Origin of the sequence: Streptomyces sp. BoleA5 (assembly GCF_000373665.1) — a bacterium.
In the GTDB taxonomy this organism is placed as follows: Bacteria; Actinomycetota; Actinomycetes; order Streptomycetales; family Streptomycetaceae; genus Actinacidiphila.
In genome coordinates, this window is sequence record NZ_KB892135.1 from 92,393 (window position 1) to 110,396 (window position 18,004).

General features: G+C 74.3%; 12 protein-coding genes and 1 pseudogene. 4 read left to right on the plus strand and 9 right to left on the minus strand.

The features are described from left to right. Positions 1-81 precede the first annotated feature (81 nt). Positions 82-1,707, minus strand: a complete 1,626-nt coding sequence (locus tag B085_RS0134120; protein ID WP_018563093.1) for an AMP-binding protein — start codon at positions 1,705-1,707, stop codon at positions 82-84. Next, complete coding sequence (locus B085_RS0134125) at positions 1,704-3,380, minus strand: AMP-binding protein (protein ID WP_018563094.1); 1,677 nt, start codon at positions 3,378-3,380, stop codon at positions 1,704-1,706. The genes B085_RS0134120 and B085_RS0134125 overlap by 4 nt, the downstream gene beginning before the upstream one ends. A gap of 93 nt (positions 3,381-3,473) precedes the next feature. Between B085_RS0134125 and B085_RS0134130 the strand changes: the two genes are divergently transcribed. Both B085_RS0134130 and B085_RS0134135 read left to right on the plus strand, forming a co-directional pair. Continuing rightward, positions 3,474-4,322 (plus strand): helix-turn-helix transcriptional regulator, encoded by an 849-nt coding sequence (locus tag B085_RS0134130; RefSeq protein WP_018563095.1) that lies wholly within the window; start codon positions 3,474-3,476, stop codon positions 4,320-4,322. A 448-nt stretch (positions 4,323-4,770) separates the two neighbouring features. After that, entirely contained in the window at positions 4,771-7,575 is a 2,805-nt protein-coding gene (locus B085_RS0134135; RefSeq protein WP_018563096.1) for a helix-turn-helix transcriptional regulator, read from the plus strand. Between the two features lie 493 nt (positions 7,576-8,068). Here the strand turns inward: B085_RS0134135 and B085_RS0134140 are convergent, their stop codons facing one another. Next, positions 8,069-8,575, minus strand: a complete 507-nt coding sequence (locus tag B085_RS0134140) for a MarR family winged helix-turn-helix transcriptional regulator (RefSeq protein ID WP_018563097.1) — start codon at positions 8,573-8,575, stop codon at positions 8,069-8,071. A 117-nt stretch (positions 8,576-8,692) separates the two neighbouring features. Here B085_RS0134140 and B085_RS0134145 point away from each other — a divergent pair, with 117 nt between their 5' ends. Continuing rightward, the gene (locus tag B085_RS0134145) at positions 8,693-9,253 is read left to right on the plus strand and encodes an NADPH-dependent FMN reductase (protein ID WP_018563098.1); all 561 of its coding nucleotides are present in this window, start codon (positions 8,693-8,695) and stop codon (positions 9,251-9,253) included. Here the strand turns inward: B085_RS0134145 and B085_RS52040 are convergent. From B085_RS52040 to B085_RS0134175, 6 genes and pseudogenes are all read right to left on the minus strand, one after another. Next, entirely contained in the window at positions 9,213-9,725 is a 513-nt protein-coding gene (locus tag B085_RS52040) for a DNA glycosylase AlkZ-like family protein (RefSeq protein ID WP_420706636.1), read from the minus strand. The two genes, B085_RS0134145 and B085_RS52040, sit on opposite strands and share 41 nt — an antisense overlap. Beyond that, positions 9,698-10,801, minus strand: a complete 1,104-nt coding sequence (locus B085_RS0134155; RefSeq protein ID WP_018563100.1) for an XdhC family protein — start codon at positions 10,799-10,801, stop codon at positions 9,698-9,700. The genes B085_RS52040 and B085_RS0134155 overlap by 28 nt, the downstream gene beginning before the upstream one ends. A 191-nt stretch (positions 10,802-10,992) precedes the next feature. Beyond that, positions 10,993-11,502, minus strand: a pseudogene (locus B085_RS0134160) (solute carrier family 23 protein); the annotation flags it as partial. 144 nt (positions 11,503-11,646) lie between these two features. Continuing rightward, positions 11,647-14,028, minus strand: a complete 2,382-nt coding sequence (gene pucD, locus B085_RS0134165) for a xanthine dehydrogenase subunit D (protein WP_018563102.1) — start codon at positions 14,026-14,028, stop codon at positions 11,647-11,649. A gap of 5 nt (positions 14,029-14,033) precedes the next feature. Further along, the gene (locus tag B085_RS0134170) at positions 14,034-14,594 is read right to left on the minus strand and encodes a (2Fe-2S)-binding protein (protein WP_018563103.1); all 561 of its coding nucleotides are present in this window, start codon (positions 14,592-14,594) and stop codon (positions 14,034-14,036) included. After that, positions 14,585-15,472, minus strand: coding sequence for an FAD binding domain-containing protein (locus B085_RS0134175; protein ID WP_018563104.1), 888 nt, complete (start codon positions 15,470-15,472; stop codon positions 14,585-14,587). The genes B085_RS0134170 and B085_RS0134175 overlap by 10 nt, the downstream gene beginning before the upstream one ends. A 266-nt stretch (positions 15,473-15,738) precedes the next feature. Between B085_RS0134175 and B085_RS0134180 the strand changes: the two genes are divergently transcribed. Further along, positions 15,739-17,385, plus strand: a complete 1,647-nt coding sequence (locus B085_RS0134180) for a PucR family transcriptional regulator (protein ID WP_018563105.1) — start codon at positions 15,739-15,741, stop codon at positions 17,383-17,385. Positions 17,386-18,004 lie beyond the last annotated feature (619 nt).

An 18,004-nucleotide genomic window follows, 5' to 3' on the forward strand; every position in this document is an offset into this window, starting at 1 on the left:
CGCGCGCGGGGCGGGACCGCGACGTGCCCGGCGGGCGCCCTGACCCGGCCCGGCTCCGCGGGCCGCGGCGGCCGGCGGAACTCACACGGGGCGGAAGGACTCCCGCAGTTCGACCTTGCGGACCTTGCCGCTGACGGTCATCGGGAAGGCGTCCATCAGCCGCAGGTGGCGCGGGACCTTGTAGTGGGCGAGCCGGCCGCGGCAGAACTCGCCGAGCTCCTCGACGGTGAGCGCGGACGCCGGGTCCTTGAGGATGACGCAGGCCAGGATCTCCTCGCCGTACCGCTCGTCGGGGACGCCCACCACCTGGACGTCCGCGATCTTCGGGTGGGCGTAGAGGAACTCCTCGATCTCGCGCGGGTAGACGTTCTCCCCACCGCGGATGATCATGTCCTTGATACGGCCGACGATCTGCAGGTACCCGTCCTCCCGCATCACGGCCAGGTCGCCGGTGTGCATCCAGCGGCCGGCGTCGATCGCCTCCGCGGTCTTGTCCGGCTCGTCCCAGTAGCCCAGCATCACCGAGTACCCGCGGGTGCACAGTTCGCCCGCCGTGCCGCGCGGCACCGTCACGCCGTCCGGCCCGACGACCTTGACCTCGACGTGCGGAAGCACCCTGCCGACGGTGCCGGTGCGGCGCTCGAGGTCGTCGTCCCGGCGGGTCTGCGTGGAGACCGGCGAGGTCTCGGTCATGCCGTAGCAGATGGACACCTCGGCCATGTGCATCTCGGCGACGACCCGCTTCATCACCTCGACCGGGCAGGGCGAGCCCGCCATGATGCCGGTGCGCAGCGAGGAGAGGTCGTAGCCCGCGAAGCCGGGCAGGTTGAGCTCGGCGATGAACATCGTCGGCACCCCGTACAGCGAGGTGCAGCGCTCCTGTTCGACCGCGCGCAGCGTCGCCGCCGGGTCGAAGCCGGGCGCGGGGATGACGATGCAGGCGCCGTGCGAGGTGGCGCCCAGGTTTCCCATGACCATGCCAAAGCAGTGATAGAAAGGCACCGGCAGGCAGACCCGGTCCTGCTCGGTGTAGCCGACCAGTTCGCCCACGAAGTAGCCGTTGTTGAGGATGTTGTGGTGGGAGAGGGTCGCGCCCTTGGGGAAGCCTGTCGTGCCCGAGGTGTACTGGATGTTGACGGGGTCGTCGCAGGACAGCTCCGACCCCCGCTCCGCGAGTTGCTCGTACGGGACGTTCGCCCCGGCCTCGACGAGGGTGTCCCATGTGGGGTCGCCGATGTACACGACCTCGGTCAGCGAGCGGCACTCTCCGCGCACCTGCTCCACCATGGCGCGGTAGTCGCTGGACTTGAACGCGGTGGAGGCGACCAGCACCTCGATGCCGGCCTGGTCGAGCACGAAGGCCAGTTCGTGGACGCGGTACGCAGGATTGATGTTGACCATGATCGCGCCGATGCGGGCGGTGGCGTACTGGACGAGCACCCACTCCGGGCAGTTGACCGCCCAGATGCCCACCCGGTCTCCCTTGCCGACGCCCTTGGCGAGCAGGCCGCGCGCCACGTCGTCGACGGCGGCGCCGAACTGCGCGTACGTCCAGCGCCGGCCGCTGGGCACGTCGACCAGCGCGTCGCGGTCCGGCCAGGCGGCGACCGTCCGGTCCAGGTTGCGGCCGATGGTGTCGCCGAGCAGGGGCGTGGTGCCGGTGCCGCTCGCGTAGGACGGCTCGACGGGCGTCGCGGGGGTGCTCACCGGTGGTCCTCCTCGCGGTACTCGGTGCCGACCGCCCCGTCGGCGGTGCGCTGCCGCAGCTCGATGCGGCGGATCTTGCCGGACACGGTCTTGGGCAGCTCTGCGAACTCGATGCGCCGCACCCGCTTGTACGGGGCGAGCACGGCCCGCGAGTGCGCGAACAGCGCCGCCGCGGTCTGCGGTCCCGGCTCCCAGCCCTCGGCCAGGACGACGTACGCCTTGGGCACGGCCAGCCGCAGCGGGTCGGGCGCCGGGACGACGGCGGCCTCGGCCACGCACTCGTGCTCCAGCAGGGCGCTCTCCAGCTCGAAGGGGGAGATCTTGTAGTCGGAGGCCTTGAAGACGTCGTCGGCGCGCCCGATGTAGGTGATGTAGCCCTCGGCGTCGCGGGAGCCGATGTCGCCGGTGCGGTACCAGCCGCCGGCCATGGCCTCGGCGGTGCGCTCCGGGTCGCCCTCGTAGCCGGTCATCAGGCCCACCGGACGGGTGGACAGGTCGAGGCAGATCTCCCCCTCGTCGCCGGGCTTGCCGGTGACGGGGTCGACGAGTTCCACGACGTAGCCGGGGCTGGGGCGGCCCATGGAACCCGGCTTGAGCGGCTGGCCGGGCGGGTTGGAGACCTGGACGGCCGTCTCGGTCTGGCCGAAGCCGTCCCGGATGGTGAGGCCCCAGGCGCGCCGCACGTGCTCGATGACCTCGGGGTTGAGCGGCTCGCCTGCGGCGACGACCTCGCGCGGCGGGGTGCGCAGCACGCCGAGGTCGGCCTGGATCAGCATCCGCCAGACCGTGGGCGGCGCGCAGAAGCTGGTGACGCCCGCCCGGTCCATCTCGGCCATCAGACGGCCCGCGTCGAAGCGCGTGTAGTTGTGGATGAAGACCGTCGCCTCGGCGTTCCACGGGGCGAAGAGGTTGGACCAGGCGTGCTTGGCCCAGCCGGGCGAGGAGATGTTGAGGTGGACGTCGCCGGGGCGCAGGCCGATCCAGTACATCGTCGCCAGGTGGCCCACCGGGTAGGACAGGTGGGTCTGCTCGACGAGCTTGGGCTTGGCGGTGGTGCCCGAGGTGAAGTAGAGCATCAGCGGGTCGTCGCCGCGGGTGTCCCCGTCGGGCGTGAAGTCCGCGGGGGCGTCGTAGGCGTCCTCGTAGGCGTGCCAGCCCGCGGGCGCCCCGCCGACGGCGATCCTGGTGTACTCCCCCGGCACCTGCTCGAACTTCGCCGTGTCGGCGGCCCGGACGATCACGTGCCGGGCCCGGCCGCGCTCGACGCGGTCGGTGAGGTCCGCGGGACCGAGCAGCGGGGTGGCCGGGATGACGACGGCGCGCAGCTTCATGGCGGCGAGGGCGGTCTCCCACAGCTCGGTCTGGTTGCCGAGCATGACCACGATCCGGTCGCCGGCGCCCACCCCGAGGCCGCGCAGCCGGTTCGCGACCCGGGCGGAGCGCTCGGACATCGCGGCGAAGGAGACGACCGACTCGGTGCCGTCCTCCTCGACGATGTGCAGCGCGGGGCGGTCGTTGTCACGGGCGATGACGTCGAACCAGTCCAGCGCCCAGTTGAAGTGCTCCGGACGCGGCCAGCGGAAGCCCTCGTACGCCGCCCGGTAGTCCTCGCGGTGGCGCAGCAGGAAGTCCCGGGCCGCCCGGAACTCTTCCGTCCGGCTGGTTGCCGTCATGTGTCCTCCTCGTCGCCGGCCCCCTCGGTAGCATCCTGCTGTCAGTGACGAGGCTCTCACTACCCCCGAACGGGGGTGAGGAAGCGGCGGGGCGTGACGGGACAGGGCGAGGCGGCGGAGCTACGGGCGGCGCTGCTGCGGATGAGGCGCACCAGCGGTCTGCCGGTGGCCTTCGGGGGGCTGCTCCCGGAGCCCCGCCGGCTGCGGATCACCGAGCTGTCCGGCACGGCCACCACCTCCCTGCAGGGGCTCACCATCACCGCGGGCAACGGCCTGGGCGGCAAGACGATCGCGCTCTCCCGGCCGCTGGCCGTCACCGACTACAGCACCTCGCGGGTCATCAGCCACGAGTACGACGCGGCGGTCGCCGCCGAGGGTCTGCGTTCGGTCCTGGCCGTGCCGGTGGTCGTGCGCCGCCGGGTGCGCGGGGTGCTCTACGGTGCGCTGCGCCATCCGCTGGCGCTCGGCGACCGCCCGGTGAGCGCCGCGGTGGAGGCGGCGCGCGAGCTGGAGCAGCGGCTGGCGGTACGGGACGAGGCCGACCGCCTGCTGTCGACGTGCCGCCAGCCGACCGCCGGGGACCCGGCGGCCTGGGAGGAGGTCCGCGAGGCCCACGGTGAGCTGCGGGCGCTGGCCGGCCGGGTCGCCGATCCGCTGCTGCGGCAGGAGCTGCTCGCCGTGTGCGGCCGGCTCGCGGCGGCGACCGGGGCCGCCGGGGGCGGCGACGGACTCCCCGCCGGGCGGCCGGCCGCCGTTTCCTCGCGGGAGCTGGACGTGCTGGCGTGCGTGGCCGTGGGGGCCACCAACGCGGCTGCCGCCGACCGGCTGGGGCTGCGTCCCGAGACGGTCAAGAGCTATCTGCGCTCGGCCATGCGCAAGCTCGGCGCCCGTACCCGTCTCGAGGCGGTCGTCGCCGCCCGCCGGGCCGGTCTGCTCCCCTGAGTCGCCGGCCCGGGCCGGCGGCCGGCCGGTGCCCGCCGGTGGCGCCCGCGCGGTGACGCCGACGACGCAGACGGCGCGCCGGCCGCTCACCGGCACCGCGTTCACCCGCAAAGCACCGTGATCGGGGGCAGCACCGGATCCACGGACAAGCCGCCACGTTCGCCTCGCCCGGGGCGATTTCGGGGTTTGACCGCCGGCGGGATCGGACCGATCATTCGGGGTGTGTCCACCGGCACACGCGGGACGGGGGCCGGCCTGACGAACGGTCCGGTGTTCAACAGGTCGCTGCCCCCGCGCATTTCCCGGCCTGCCGCCCTCGCGCGACATCCGTATCGGCGGCGGCGAATTGTCCCTGCACCGGACGCCGAGGAGCCACGCCCGTACCCGGGGTCTTCCACGGCTCTCCGCTTAACATTGTCCCGGACACGACACGAGGGGAGCGGCGACCGTGGAGCAGGCCTTCGACGCGCCGGCCAGGCCCCGCCCCGACCAGGTGATCGGGCGCGGTGACGTGCTCTCACGGGCCCGCGGGCACCTCGCCCACAATGGCAGCCTGCTGCTGTACGGACCGGCCGGAATCGGGAAGTCCACCGTATTGCGGACACTCACCGAGGAATACGGCGGCGAGCCCACGGTGCTGCGCTGTTCCGCGACCGAATCCGAATCGCACCTCCCCTTCCTCGCCCTGGTCGATCTGCTCGGCCTGGTCGCCGACCAGGTGTCCGACCGGCTGCCCGCTCCGCAGCGGGCGGCGCTGGAGTCGGCACTCACCGGCCGCGGGGAGTCCTCGCTGCAACGGGACGGACTGGCGCTTCGGCTGGCCGTGCTGTCGGTGCTGCGGGCGCTGGCCGCCGACGGCCCGGTGCTGATCGTCGTGGACGACCTGCAGTGGATGGACCCGGCCAGCGCCGAGCTGCTGGCCTTCGCCGCCCGCCGGGTCGCCGAACTGCCGGTGCGGGTGCTGGGCGCCGTACGCACCGACGCCGATCCGCAGGACCAGCACGACCGCTATCTGCGCGCCTTCCCGCAGGACGTGCTCACGCTGCGGGTGACGCCGCTGTCCCGGCCGGACGTCTCCCAACTCCTCGACGGGCGCGGCCACACGGGTCTGCCGCGCGCGGTCGTCCGGGACATCCACCGCACCAGCGGCGGCAATCCGCTGTTCGCCCTGGAGCTCGGCCGTGCCCTCGCGGAGAGCCGCACCCCGCCCCGCCCCGGGGAGCCGCTGCCGGTGCCGACCTCGCTGCGCGCCCTGGTGCTCAACCGGCTGGAGATGCTCTCCGCGGAGACCCGCCGCACGCTGCTGATCGCCAGCGCGGGGGCGCGCCCGACCCTAGCGACGCTGCGCAGCGCCGGTCGCGCCAACGCCGAGAGCGAGACGGGGGTGGCCGCGTCCCTCGGTCTGGTGGAGATGGACCCCGACGACGGAGGCGGTCCGGTGCGTTTCGCCCATCCGCTGATCTCCGCGGCGCTGTACGCGGAGGCGACCCCGGAGGACCGGCGCAGCGCCCACGCCGCGCTGGCCGCGGCCGCCGTCGACCCGATCGAACGGGCCCGGCACCTGGCGCTGGCGACGAGCGGCAAGGACGAACGGGTCGCGGCGAGCCTCGCCGAGGCCGCGGACGAGGCCCGGTCCCGCGGAGCCCCCGCGGTGGCCGCCCAACTCGGCCTGCTGGCCGCCCGGCACAGCCCCGAAGGCGCGGTGCCCACCGCGGACGAGCGGCGGCTGCGGGCCGCCGAGGACGCGCTGACCGCCGCGGAGCCCGAACTCGCCCGCGCCACCGCCCGCGAGGTGCTGGCGCGGGCCACGGTCCCGGCGGACCGGGTGCGGGCGTGGGGCGTGGTGATCGACTCGGCCGGGCAGGCGCTGTCCGAGGTGGACGACGTCTTCCCGCAGGCCCTGGCGGACGCGGGCGACGACCCCCGGTTGCAGGGCCTGGTGCGCTACCAGCTCGCCTGGCGGGCCCTGGTGGACGGCCAGATGCACGAGGCGCGGGCCGAGGCCGCCCGCTCGGCGGCGCTCGCCGCGCAGGCCGGCGACCGGCGCACCGAGTTGCTGGCGCTCTCCTTCAAGGCCCTCAACGAGACGACCATGGGGCATCCCGACGCCGCCGCGACCCTGGCCCTGGCCTCGGCCGAGCCGCAGGACCCGGACGTGGCCATGAACCACAACGGCCCGGTCTACATCCGCTCCCGCTATCTGCTGATGAGCGATCAGCTCGACGAGGCGCGAACGGCGCTGACCTGGCTGGCCGGCGAGGCACGGCAGCGCGGAGCGGTGGAGACCGAGGTCTACTCGGTACGCAGCCTCGCCGAGATCGAGCTGCGCTCCGGCCGCTGCGGCACGGCGCTCGACCTGGCCCGCGAGAGCCTGCGACTGGCCGAGGACACCGGCATCGGCGAGGGCTTCGCGCTGCAGATCGCGTCCCTGGCCGAGGCGGCCGGCGGCACAGTGGAACGCGCCCTGTCGCTGGCCGGGGACGCGGTGCGGCGGGCCGAGGCCGACAGCGACCTGCCGTACCTGACGCGGGCGCTGTACGCGCTCGGACACGCCCGGCTGGTCGGCGCCGACCCGCAGGGCGCGGTGGACGCGCTGCGCCGGGTGCGCGCCCTCGAACGCGAGATGGGCGTGACGGAGCCCGCGCGCGGCCGCTGGCAGGGCGACCTCGCCGAGGCACTGGTGCTGACCGGCGCGCTCGGTGAGGCGCGGGAGGTCATCGACGAGACGCGCCGGCACGCCCTGCGGCTCGGCCGGCAGAGCATCCTGGCCGTCCTGGAGCGCGCCGAGGGGATGCTCCTCGCCGCGCACGGCGACACCGACCAGGCGGTGGCGGTCCTGACCGGGGCCCGGCAGCGGACGGCCGCCCTCGGCTACGGGCTGGACGAGGCCCGCGCCGTCCTCGCGCTGGCCCGGGTCGAGGCGGAGCGGCACAACCGCGGGGCGGCCGGGGCGGCGCTGGACGAGGCCGGCCGGCTGTTCCGGCGGTCGAAGGCCCTGCCGTGGCTGGAGCAGACGGGCCAGGCCCCGCCCGCCCCCGCGACCGCCGCGCCACCGGAGCTGGACGGGCTGGCCTCGATGGAGCGGCAGGTGGCCGGGCTCGTCCTGGAGGGCGCCACCAACCGGGAGATCGCCGCGGCGCTGTTCGTCAGTGTGAAGACGGTCGAGGCCACTCTGACCCGCGTGTACCGCAAACTGGGCATCCGCTCACGGGTGGACATCGTGCGACTGGCGGCGGGCCGCCGGGCCGGCTGAGGCGATCACCGCGCCGGGCCGGCTGAGTCGGCCACCGCGCCGGGACGGGCCGCGCGCCGTCGCGCACCCGCCGGGCGGGCACGCGGCGTGACCGAGGGGTTTCCCCAAGCGACCGGGTCAGGGGCTTCCCTCCTTGGGGCGCGCGGGCGACGACCCTGGCCTGGGTCCCGCACAGAGCAAGCAGGCCACCGTCCCACGAGTGCACGTGCGCCAACGCCCCTCGTCCACGGCCGCCGGCGCTCGCGCCGGTCCAGCCGCGCCGTACGCGCGGGATGCGGTGCCGCCCCCACCGGCGACCCGCGCGTTCCCCCACCGGCATCGCGCGGAGCCCCACGGCACGGTTCGCCGGGTGAGGCGGGCCGCCGCCCGTTCCCGGCGGACGTCCGCACCCGCGCCGCCGGGAGCGGCGCGCACGGACTCCTGACGTCAGGTCAGGCCGAGCCGGGGGCCGCTGCGGGCTGCCACGAGCCGCCCGCAGCGGCCCCTCTCCACGTCAGCGGCCGCGCTCGGCGGCGTCGACGGCTTCATAGATCCGGTCGAGGACGGGCTTGAGGCTCTCCAGTTCGCCCGGGTCCAGCGGATCCAGAACCATCCGGCGCACGGTCTCCACGTGCGCGGGCGCGGAGGCCACCAGCTTCTCGTACCCCTCGGGCGTGAGGATCGCCAGCGTGTAGCGGCCGTCCCCGGGGTCCGGCTCGCGGCGGACGAAGCCCTGGTGCTCCAGACGCCGCACCACGTGCGACAGCCGCGACAGGGACGAGCTCGCGCGGTCCGCGAGCACGCTCATCCTGATGGTGTGCCCCTCCTGCTCGGAGAGCATCGCGAGGACGTGGTACTCCATCCAGTTCAGATCCGCGTCGCGCTCCAGCTCGCGCTCCAGGGCCGGCAGGAGCCGGGCCATGACCCGGGCCATCGACATCCACGCGGCCAGCTCGCCGCCCCGCAGCCACCGCGGCTCCACGGCGGCGGGCGCGGGCGGTTCCGCTGTGTTCTTCGTCATGGTCACCAGGCTATCGGACCGCTTGAAGCTTCAAGGCGATCTGTTACAGTGCACTTGAAGCTTCAAGTTGAAGCTTCAATCCACACCCCGCACCACACAGATCGGGAATCACGCCTCATGACCAGGATCGGCATCATCCTCGGCAGCACCCGCCCCGGCCGTAACGGCGAGAAGGTCGCCCACTGGGTCGTCGAGCAGGCCGCCAAGCACACCGGCGACGCCACCTTCGAGCTCGTGGACCTCGCCGACTACCCGCTCCCCCACCTCGACGAGCCGATCCCGCCGGCCATGGGCCAGTACCAGAACGCCCACACCAAGGAGTGGGCCGCCAAGATCGCCGGCTTCGACGGCTTCATCTTCGTCACCCCGGAGTACAACCACTCCACCTCGGGCGTGCTGAAGAACGCCATCGACTACCTGCACGCCGAGTGGAACCACAAGGCGCTGGGCGTCGTGTCCTACGGCTCCGTGGGCGGCGCCCGCGCCGCCGAGCACCTGCGGCTGATCGCCGGCGAGCTGAAGATGGCCGACGTGCGCTCCCAGGTCGCGCTCTCCCTCTTCACCGACTTCGTCAACTTCAGCGAGTTCGCCCCCGGCGAGCACCAGGCCGCGAGCCTGTCGACCCTCATCGACGAGGTCATCGAGTGGAGCCGCGCCCTGGCGCCGCTGCGCGGCTGACCTCCGCGCCGCCCCTGCCGCCGGGCGGGGCAGCACTCGGGGCCGGGCGGAGTGATCCTCCGTCCGGCCCCGGCTGCTGCCCGCGCCGGTCAGGCGAAGCGCACGTCGTGGTGGCCGGCCTCCGGTCGGAGGCGGCCAGCAGCCGCCTGCCCTCCGCCTCAAGGGCGTCGCGGTCTGCACTCGCCAGGGGCGCGAACGGCGCGACCTCGACCACGGCGGAGCCTCGCGCCCGGTCGGTGCGCCAGGTGCCCGCCACGAAGCCGTCGACCAGGACCGTGCCGCGGACGATGCCGTTGGCCGTCATCACCCGGCGCATGTGCTCCCGGGCCAGGACCCGCGACACAACAACCGGCCGCAAGGGGCACCCACCGGGCAGCCCGGCGCAGCCGCCCGCAGGCGCGAACAACCCGCACACGAGCAACCGGCAGCAACAACCGACCCCGGTCACACCACCCCGTGGATCGGCGTACACACCCCCGTAAGGGGACGCCCCGTGCCGCCCCGCCCCTCCGCGACGAACTCCGCCGCGATGGAAAGCGCCGTCTCCTCGGGCGTGCGCGCCCCGAGGTCGAGGCCGATCGGGCTGCGCAGCCTGCCCAGTTCCGCCTCGCCGAGGCCCGTCTCGCGCAGCCGGGCGAGCCGCTGCTCGTGGGTGCGCCGGGACCCCATCGCGCCGACGTACGCGACGGGCATGCGCAGGGCCCGCTCCAGCAGCGGTACGTCGAACTTGGCGTCGTGCGTGAGGACGCAGACGACGGTGCGCCCGTCGACCGGGGTGCGTTCGAGATACCGGTGCGGCCACTCCACGACGACCTCGTCGGCCTCGGGGAAGCGCAGGGCGGTCGCGAAGACCGGGCGCGCGTCGCAGACCGTCACCCGGTAGCCGAGGAACGCACCGACCCGCACCAGTGCGGCGGCGAAGTCGATCGCCCCGAACACCAGCAGGCGGGGCGGCGGGACGCTGGTCTCGACCAGCAGCGTGAGCGGCTCGCCGCGGCGCCCGCCGTCCGCGCCGATGCCGACGGTGGCGGTGCGGCCGGCGTCCAGCAGGGCGCGGGCCTCGGCCGCGGCGGTGCGGTCCGGTTCCGGGTCGCCGAGGGTGCCCTCGTACGTCCCGCCGGGGCGCACCAGCAGGGCCCGGCCGGGCATGCCGGCGGGGCCCGCGACCACCCTGGCCAGCGCCGCCGCCTCCCCGCGGGAGGCGGCGGCCAGCGCCCCGGCGAACGCTCGCGCCCCGGGCGCGATCCGCTGGACGAAGACGTCGATGGCACCGCCGCAGGTCAGCCCCACGGCGAAGGCGTCGTCGTCGGAGTACCCGAAGCGCCTGAGCAGCGGCTCGCCGGTCTCCAGCACCTCCTGGCAGAGTTCGTAGACGGCGCCTTCGACGCATCCGCCGGACACGCTGCCGACGGCGGTGCCCTCGGCGTCGACGGCGAGTGCCGCGCCGGGCTGCCGGGGTGCGCTGCCGCCGACCGCGACGACGGTCGCCACGGCGAACGGCCTGCCCTCGGCCGACCAGCGGTCGAGCGCGTCGGCGATGTCGAGCATGGTGGGGACTCCTCCTAGCCGACGCCCAGCCAGCCCTCGAGGGGTGCAGGGCGAAGTAGACGACGAAGACGGCCGTGAGCACCCACATGAAGAGCCCGGGCTCACGGAACCTGCCCTGGGCCGACTTGATCGCGGTGTACGCGATGACTCCGGCGCCGACCCCGGCGGTGATGGAGTAGGTGAAGGGCATCGTGCTTCAACGGCAGCGGGATCGCGTTCATGACGACCTCGCGCAGACCGGAGACCACCAGGACCACGATCACCGCGCCGTACAGCACGCACGTCCCCATCGCCTGGGGCCAGGTCATGTGCGGGGCGACCTGCGTGGCGAGCACGCCGGAGACGGACAGGCCCGCGGCGAGGGCGAGCGGCACCTTGCCGAGCAGGCCCATGAGGAGCGTGGAGACGGCGGCGGCCAGCGCGGTCGCCGTGATCAGGCCCGTCTGGCCGAGCCGGTGGCCGTCCACGTCGGGGCCGGACAGCAGCAGCGGGTTGGGCAGCAGGATGTACGCCATCGCCATGAAGGTCGTCAGGCCTCCGCGGAGTTCGCGGGCGACGGTCGAGCCGCGTTCGGATATGTGGAAGTACCGGTCGAGCCGGGTTCGCCCGGCCGGCCGGGGAGGCGGCGTGCCGGTGGTGGCGTCGGTGGTGGTGGCGTCGGCGGCGGTGCTGTCCGTGGCTGACGGGGTCGATGGGGTCATGCGGTGCCACTCCCAAGGTTCACAGGGACACCCGGACGGCCTGCGCCGTACGGGATTGGGGATGGTCCGCAGCACGACCGGGGGACGGCCCGAGAGTGGTGCGGTGTGCACGCCCGGCGCCGTGCGGCGCCGGGCGGAGCTGCCTCACGTGCCGGTCAGGTGCTCCGGCCTCACCGGTACGCGGCGCAGGGCGAGGCCCGTCGCGGCGCGGATGGCGGCGACGACGGCCGGGGTGGAGGACAGGGTCGGGGCCTCGCCGACGCCGCGCAGCCCGTACGGGGCGTGGTCGTCGGCGAGTTCGAGCACGTCGACCGGGATGGGCGGCGTGTCGAGGATGGTGGGGATCAGGTAGTCGGTGAAGGACGGGTTCCGGACCGTGGCCCGGTCGGAGACGAGGATCTCCTCCATGACGGCCAGGCCGAGGCCCTGGGTCGTGCCGCCCTGGATCTGGCCGATGACCGACAGCGGGTTGAGTGCCTTTCCGACGTCCTGGGCGCAGGCGAGTTCGACGACCTTGACCAGTCCGAGTTCGGTGTCGACGTCCACGACGGCGCGGTGCGCGGCGAAGGAGTACTGGACGTGGCCGCGGCCCTGGCCGGTGCGCGGGTCGAAGGGTTCGGTGGGGCGGTGCCGCCATTCGCGCTCGATGTCGATCGCCTCGTCGCCCAGCACCTCGGCGATCCCGGCGAGTACCTCTCCGCCGTCGGTGACGACCTTGCCGCCCTCCAGCAGGAGTTCGGCGGTGGCCCAGGCCGGGTGGTGGGTGCCGAGCCTGGCGCGGCCCAGTTCCAGGACGCGTTCGCGCACCGCCTCGCAGGTGTGCCGCACGGCGCCGCCGGTGACGTACGTCTGCCGGGAGGCGGACGTGGAGCCCGCCGAACCGATTCGGGTGTCGGCGGGGTCGATGGTGACCTGGGTGACGCCGAGTTCGGTGCGGGCGATCTGGGCGTGGACGGTGACGCCGCCCTGGCCGACCTCGGCCATCGCGGTGTGCACGGTGGCCACCGGTTCCCCGGCGATCACCTCCAGGCGGACGCGGGCGGTGGAGTAGTCGTCGAAGCCCTCGGAGAAGCCGACGTTCTTGATGCCGACGGCGTAGCCGACGCCGCGGACGACGCCCTCGCCGTGGGTGGTGTTGGACAGCCCCCCGGGCAGCGCGCGGACGTCCACGCCTCCGCCGGCGCTCTCCCACTCCCGCTCGGGCGGCATCGGCATCGCCTTGACGCGCCGCAGCAGTTCGGCGACGGGCGCCGGGGAGTCGACGACCTGCCCGGTGGGCATGACGGCGCCCTGGGACATGGCGTTGAGCCGCCGGAACTCGACCGGGTCCATGCCGAGGGCGGCGGCGAGTTTGTCCATCTGCGCCTCGTAGGCGAAGCAGGCCTGGACCGCGCCGAAGCCGCGCATCGCTCCGCAGGGCGGGTTGTTGGTGTAGAGCGCGAGGGCCTCGATGTCGACGTCGTCGATGACGTACGGGCCGGCGCCGAGGGAGGAGGCGTTGCCGACGACGGCCGGGGAGGAGGAGGCGTACGCGCCGCCGTCCAGCACGATGCGGCACCGCATGTGGGTGATCTTCCCGTCGCGGGTGGCGCCGTGCTCGTAGTGGAGCGTGGCGGGGTGCCGGTGGACGTGGCCGAAGAAGGACTCGAAGCGGTTGTAGACCATCTTGACGGGCTTGCCGGTGCGCAGCGCCAGCAGGCAGGCGTGGATCTGCATCGACAGGTCCTCGCGCCCTCCGAAGGCGCCGCCGACGCCGGAGAGCGTCATGCGGACCTTCTCCTCGGGCAGGCCGAGGACGGGGGCGATCTGGCGGAGGTCGGCGTGCAGCCACTGGGTGGCGACGTAGAGGTCGACGCCGCCGTCCTCGGCGGGAACGGCGAGCCCCGACTCGGGGCCGAGGAAGGCCTGGTCCTGCATGCCGACCTCGTAGTCGCCGGTGACGATCACGTCGGCGCGCCGGGCGGCCGCGTCGGCGTCGCCGCGGACGATCGGCTGGCGGTGGACGATGTTGGGGTGCGGGACGTGGCCGCTGTGGTGGTCGGTGCGGTCCTCGTGGAGCAGCGGCGCGCCGGGGGCGGTGGCGGTGGCCTCGTCGACGACGACGGGCAGTTCCCGGTACTCGACCTCGATCTTGGCGGCGGCGCGGCGGGCGGTCTCGGGGTGGTCGGCGGCGACCAGCGCGACCGGTTCGCCGTGGTGGCGGACCCGGCCGTGGGCGAGGACGGGGGTGTCCTGGATCTCCAGGCCGTAGTGCCGCACGTCGGTGGGCAGGTCGTCGTAGGTGAGCACGGCGTACACACCGGGCTGCGCCAGCGCCCGCGAGACGTCCAGGGAGACGATCTCGGCGTGCGCGTGCGGGCTGCGCAGGGTGTGGCCCCAGAGCATGTCCTCGTGCCACAGGTCCGAGGCGTAGGCGAACTCGCCGGTGGTCTTGAGGACGCCGTCGGGGCGCAGCGTGGACTCGCCGATGCCGCCCCTGGTCTCGCTGCCCTGGGTGGTGGGGGTGGGGGTGCGGGTCACGCCCATCGCGGTCAGGCCTCCTCCCCCGTGCGGGCGGCCGCGAGGCGGACCGCGTCGAGGATCTTCTCGTAGCCGGTGCAGCGGCACAGGTTGCCCGAGAGGGCCTCGCGGATGTCGGCGTCGGTGGGCTGGGCGTTGCGCTCCAGCAGTTCGTCGGCGGCGACCAGCAGACCCGGGGTGCAGAAGCCGCACTGGACGGCTCCGGCGTCGACGAAGGCCTGCTGGACCGGGGACAGCTCCGTGGCCGGGCCGGCGGGACGCGGCTGCCACCGCTGTGCGGCGCCCGGATCGGTGCCGGGGCCCGCCTCGCCCGTGCCGCGCTCCTTGGCGAAGTCCGCCAGGCCCTCGACGGTCACGACCGCACGGTCCTGCACCTGGCCGGCGGCGACCAGGCAGGCGCACACCGGCACCCCGTCCAGCCGGACCGTGCAGGAGCCGCACTCGCCCTGCTCGCAGGCGTTCTTGGAGCCGGGCAGGCCCATGCGCTCGCGCAGGACGTACAGCAGGCTCTCGCCCTCCCACACGTCGTCGGCCTCCTGGCGCCGTCCGTTGACGGTGAAGGTCACGCGCATCGGGCGCTCCTCTCGTTGCCGAGGTACTCGTCCCAGGTCCAGCCGAGGGTGCGGCGGGCCATCACCCGCAGGGCGTGGCGGCGGTAGGCGGCGCTGCCGCGCACGTCGTCGATGGGGCTGGCGCAGGCGGCGACCAGTTCCGCGAACTGGCGTGCCACGGACGGCGGGACGGTCCTCCCGCTGTCCCACAGGCCCTCCTCCTCCAGCGCCGCGGTGAGGAACTCCTCGGCGGTGCCGGCGCGGACCGGCGTGGGCGCGGCCGAGCCGATGCCCGTGCGCACCGTACGGGTGGCCGGGTGCAGGGCCAGGCCGAAGGCGCAGACCGCGATGACCATGGCGTTCCTGGTGCCGACCTTGGAGAACTGCTGGGGGCCGTCGGCCCTGGCGATGTGCACGGCGCGGATGAGCTCGTCCGGGGCGAGGGCGTTGCGCTTCACCCCGGTGTAGAACTCCTCGACCGGGATGAGCCGGGTGCCGCGTACGGACACCGCCTCCACCTCGGCGCCGGCGGCGAGCAGCGGCGGGTGCGAGTCGCCTGCCGGGGAGGCGGCACCGAGGTTGCCGCCGACGCTGCCGCGGTTGCGGATCTGCGGGGAGCCCACGGTGCGGGCGGCGAGCGCGAGACCGGGCAGTTCCCTGCCCAGCGCCTCGATGACGCGGGTGTAGGGGACCGCGGCGCCCAGCCGTACGGTCTCCTCCCCCACCTCCCACTCGTACAGGTCGCCCACACGGTTCAGGTCCAGCAGGACATCGGGCCGGCGGTGGTCGAAGTTGATCTCCACCATCACGTCGGTGCCACCCGCGATGGGTACGGCCGTGGGGTGCTCCGCCTTGGCGGCGAGGGCCTCCTCCCAGGTCGCGGGACGCAGGAAGTCCATGAGTGCTCTCTTCTTCGTCGGGGGGACGGGATGGCTGTTCATGTCCTGTTCACGCTGTGTGACCCAGTACACGTCCGGGCACCGTGCCGGGTGCAGTCACCGAACGCATGAAGCACTTCGCTGGTCGGTAAGCTGGCCTCGTAGATTCCTCCGAAAGACGCTGACCTGAAACCTGTCGGCATCGACGCGGCAACACCGATGCAATCGAGCGGGCGCCACCCTGGTACCGCCTCAGAGACGGAAGCGTTCGAGACAAGGCGACGACGATGCGGCTGCGCGCACTGCTGGACACCGATGCCCTCGGCCTGCGGCTGCTCGGCGGCGGGGAGGAGCTGGACCGCACGGTCCGTGGTGTGATGACCACCGACCTGAAGGACCCCAGCCGCTACCTCTCCGGTGGCGAACTGGTGCTGACCGGGCTGGCCTGGCGCCGTGGGCCGGACGACTCCGAGCGCTTCGTGCGGATCCTCGCCGCGGCCGGTGTCGCGGGTCTCGCGGCCGGCGAGGCGGAGCTGGGCTCCGTCCCGGACGATCTGGTGCTGGCCTGCGCCCGGCACCGGCTGCCGCTGTTCGCGGTCGACGAGGACGTCGCCTTCGCCTCCATCACCGAGCACGTCGTGCGCCAGGTGTCCACCGAGCGTGCCGGGGACCTGGCAGCCGTGGTGGAGCGGCACCGCCGCCTGATGACCTCCGGACCCGAGGGCGGCGGTCCCGACGCCGTGCTGGACCTGCTCGGCAGCGACCTCGACCTGCGCGCCTGGGTGCTGTCCTCGACGGGGCGCAGGATCGCCGGCTCCGACCATCCGCTGCCCGCCGGCGTACCGGCCGAGCTCGCCGGCGAGCACCTGGCCGCCGCCCGGACGGGCCGCCCCTGGCCGCACCGCGCCTACACCGTGGGCCGCCACTACGCGCTCTTCCCCATCCGCAGCGGCGACCCCGCCGACGACATCCGCGGCACCGTGCTCTCCGACTGGTTCCTTGCGGTCGACGCCGACACGGGCGACTGGCCTGCCGAGCGCCTGGACCTGCTGGACGGCGTCACCCAGCTCATCGCCGTCGAGCGCGACCGGCGGGACGCCGAGCGCACCGTGCGCCGCCGGCTCGCCGCCGAGGTGATGGACCTCGTGCAGACCGGTGCGCCGACGGGCGAGATCGCGGCACGGCTGCGGGTGGCCGCGCCCGTGCTGGTGCCGGGGCTCGGCACCGCGCCGCAGTGGCAGGTCGTCGTCGCCCGCGTCGACTGGGCCGGCGGCGGGCCCGCGGCCGGCCCGGTCGCCCAGGCACTGCTGGAGGAGGCCCTGGTAGACCCGGGCGCGGTGGGCCCCGACCAGGCCGACCGCATCGCCGTCGCCCACGCGGGCGAGGAGGCGATGGCCCTCGTCCCGTTGTCCTCGCCGGAGTCCGGCGGCAGCGCCCCCGAGCTGTCCGCGCAGGGCCTGCTCTCCTTCCTGCGGGCCCCCCTCACCCGGGGCCTGGACGGCGACGGACGGCTCACCATCGGCGTCAGCGCCGCCGTCCACTCCGCCGACGGCCTGCGCGGCGCCCTGGAGGAGGCCCGCCACGCCCGGCGCGTCGCCGCCGCCCGCCCGGGCCGGGTCTGCGTCGCGGGCCACGAGGAACTGGCCTCCCACGTCCTGCTGCTGCCGTTCGTCCCCGACGACGTCCGCCGCGCCTTCACCGCCCGGCTCCTCGACCCGCTGCGGGCCTACGACCGGCGGCACCGCGCGGAGCTCATCCCCACCCTCGAGGCCTTCCTCGAGTGCGACGGCTCCTGGACGCGCTGCGCGAACCGGCTGCATCTGCACGTCAACACTCTGCGCTACCGCATCGGCAGGATCGAGCAACTGACGGGCCGCGACCTGTCGCGCCTGGAGGACAAGCTCGACTTCTTCCTGGCCCTGCGGATGAGCTGACGGCGCCACGCCGCGCCGGCGCGGGCGGTCGGCGGCGGCCGTTCCCGGGTCGCCTCGGACATCCGCCGGGTGCCGCCGCGGCCGTCGTGCCCGCGGCCGCCGGGCCACGTGCGGGCCTCCCCGACGGTGCGGCGGCTGCTCGGCGGCACCCCGGAGATGGCCGTGCGCGTCGACGCCCGGGCGCACGCCGCCTCGCCTCCGGCGACGCCGCCTGCGAGGCGGCGTTCGCCGCGGGCGGCGCACCGGGCCTGGAGGATACGGTCTCCTGCGCCCCGGGCGGCCGCCCGGGGTCCCCGCGGTCCGCGGGGCCGTGAGCGCCGTCCGCGGCGGCACACCGTGGCACTTTCCCGATCCGCACCGGGGGCCGGACGGGGGAATCCAGCCGGATGCCCCTGCCGTCGTCCGGCGACGGGTGGGGTGGCGCCCCCTCGTGGGCCGGGCGGTACCGGTGGGCCCTGTACCTCCTGGGACATGCACACCTTCGGAACCGGTGAACGCCGTGCGCCCCGGCGGATGCGGCGCGGATGCGGGGAAGTTGCGCCGCGGTTGCGGGGTGAAGGGGGCCGGGGACGGGCAGGAAATCGATCACGCGCCGTCCGCCCTCTTGGCGTGACACCCG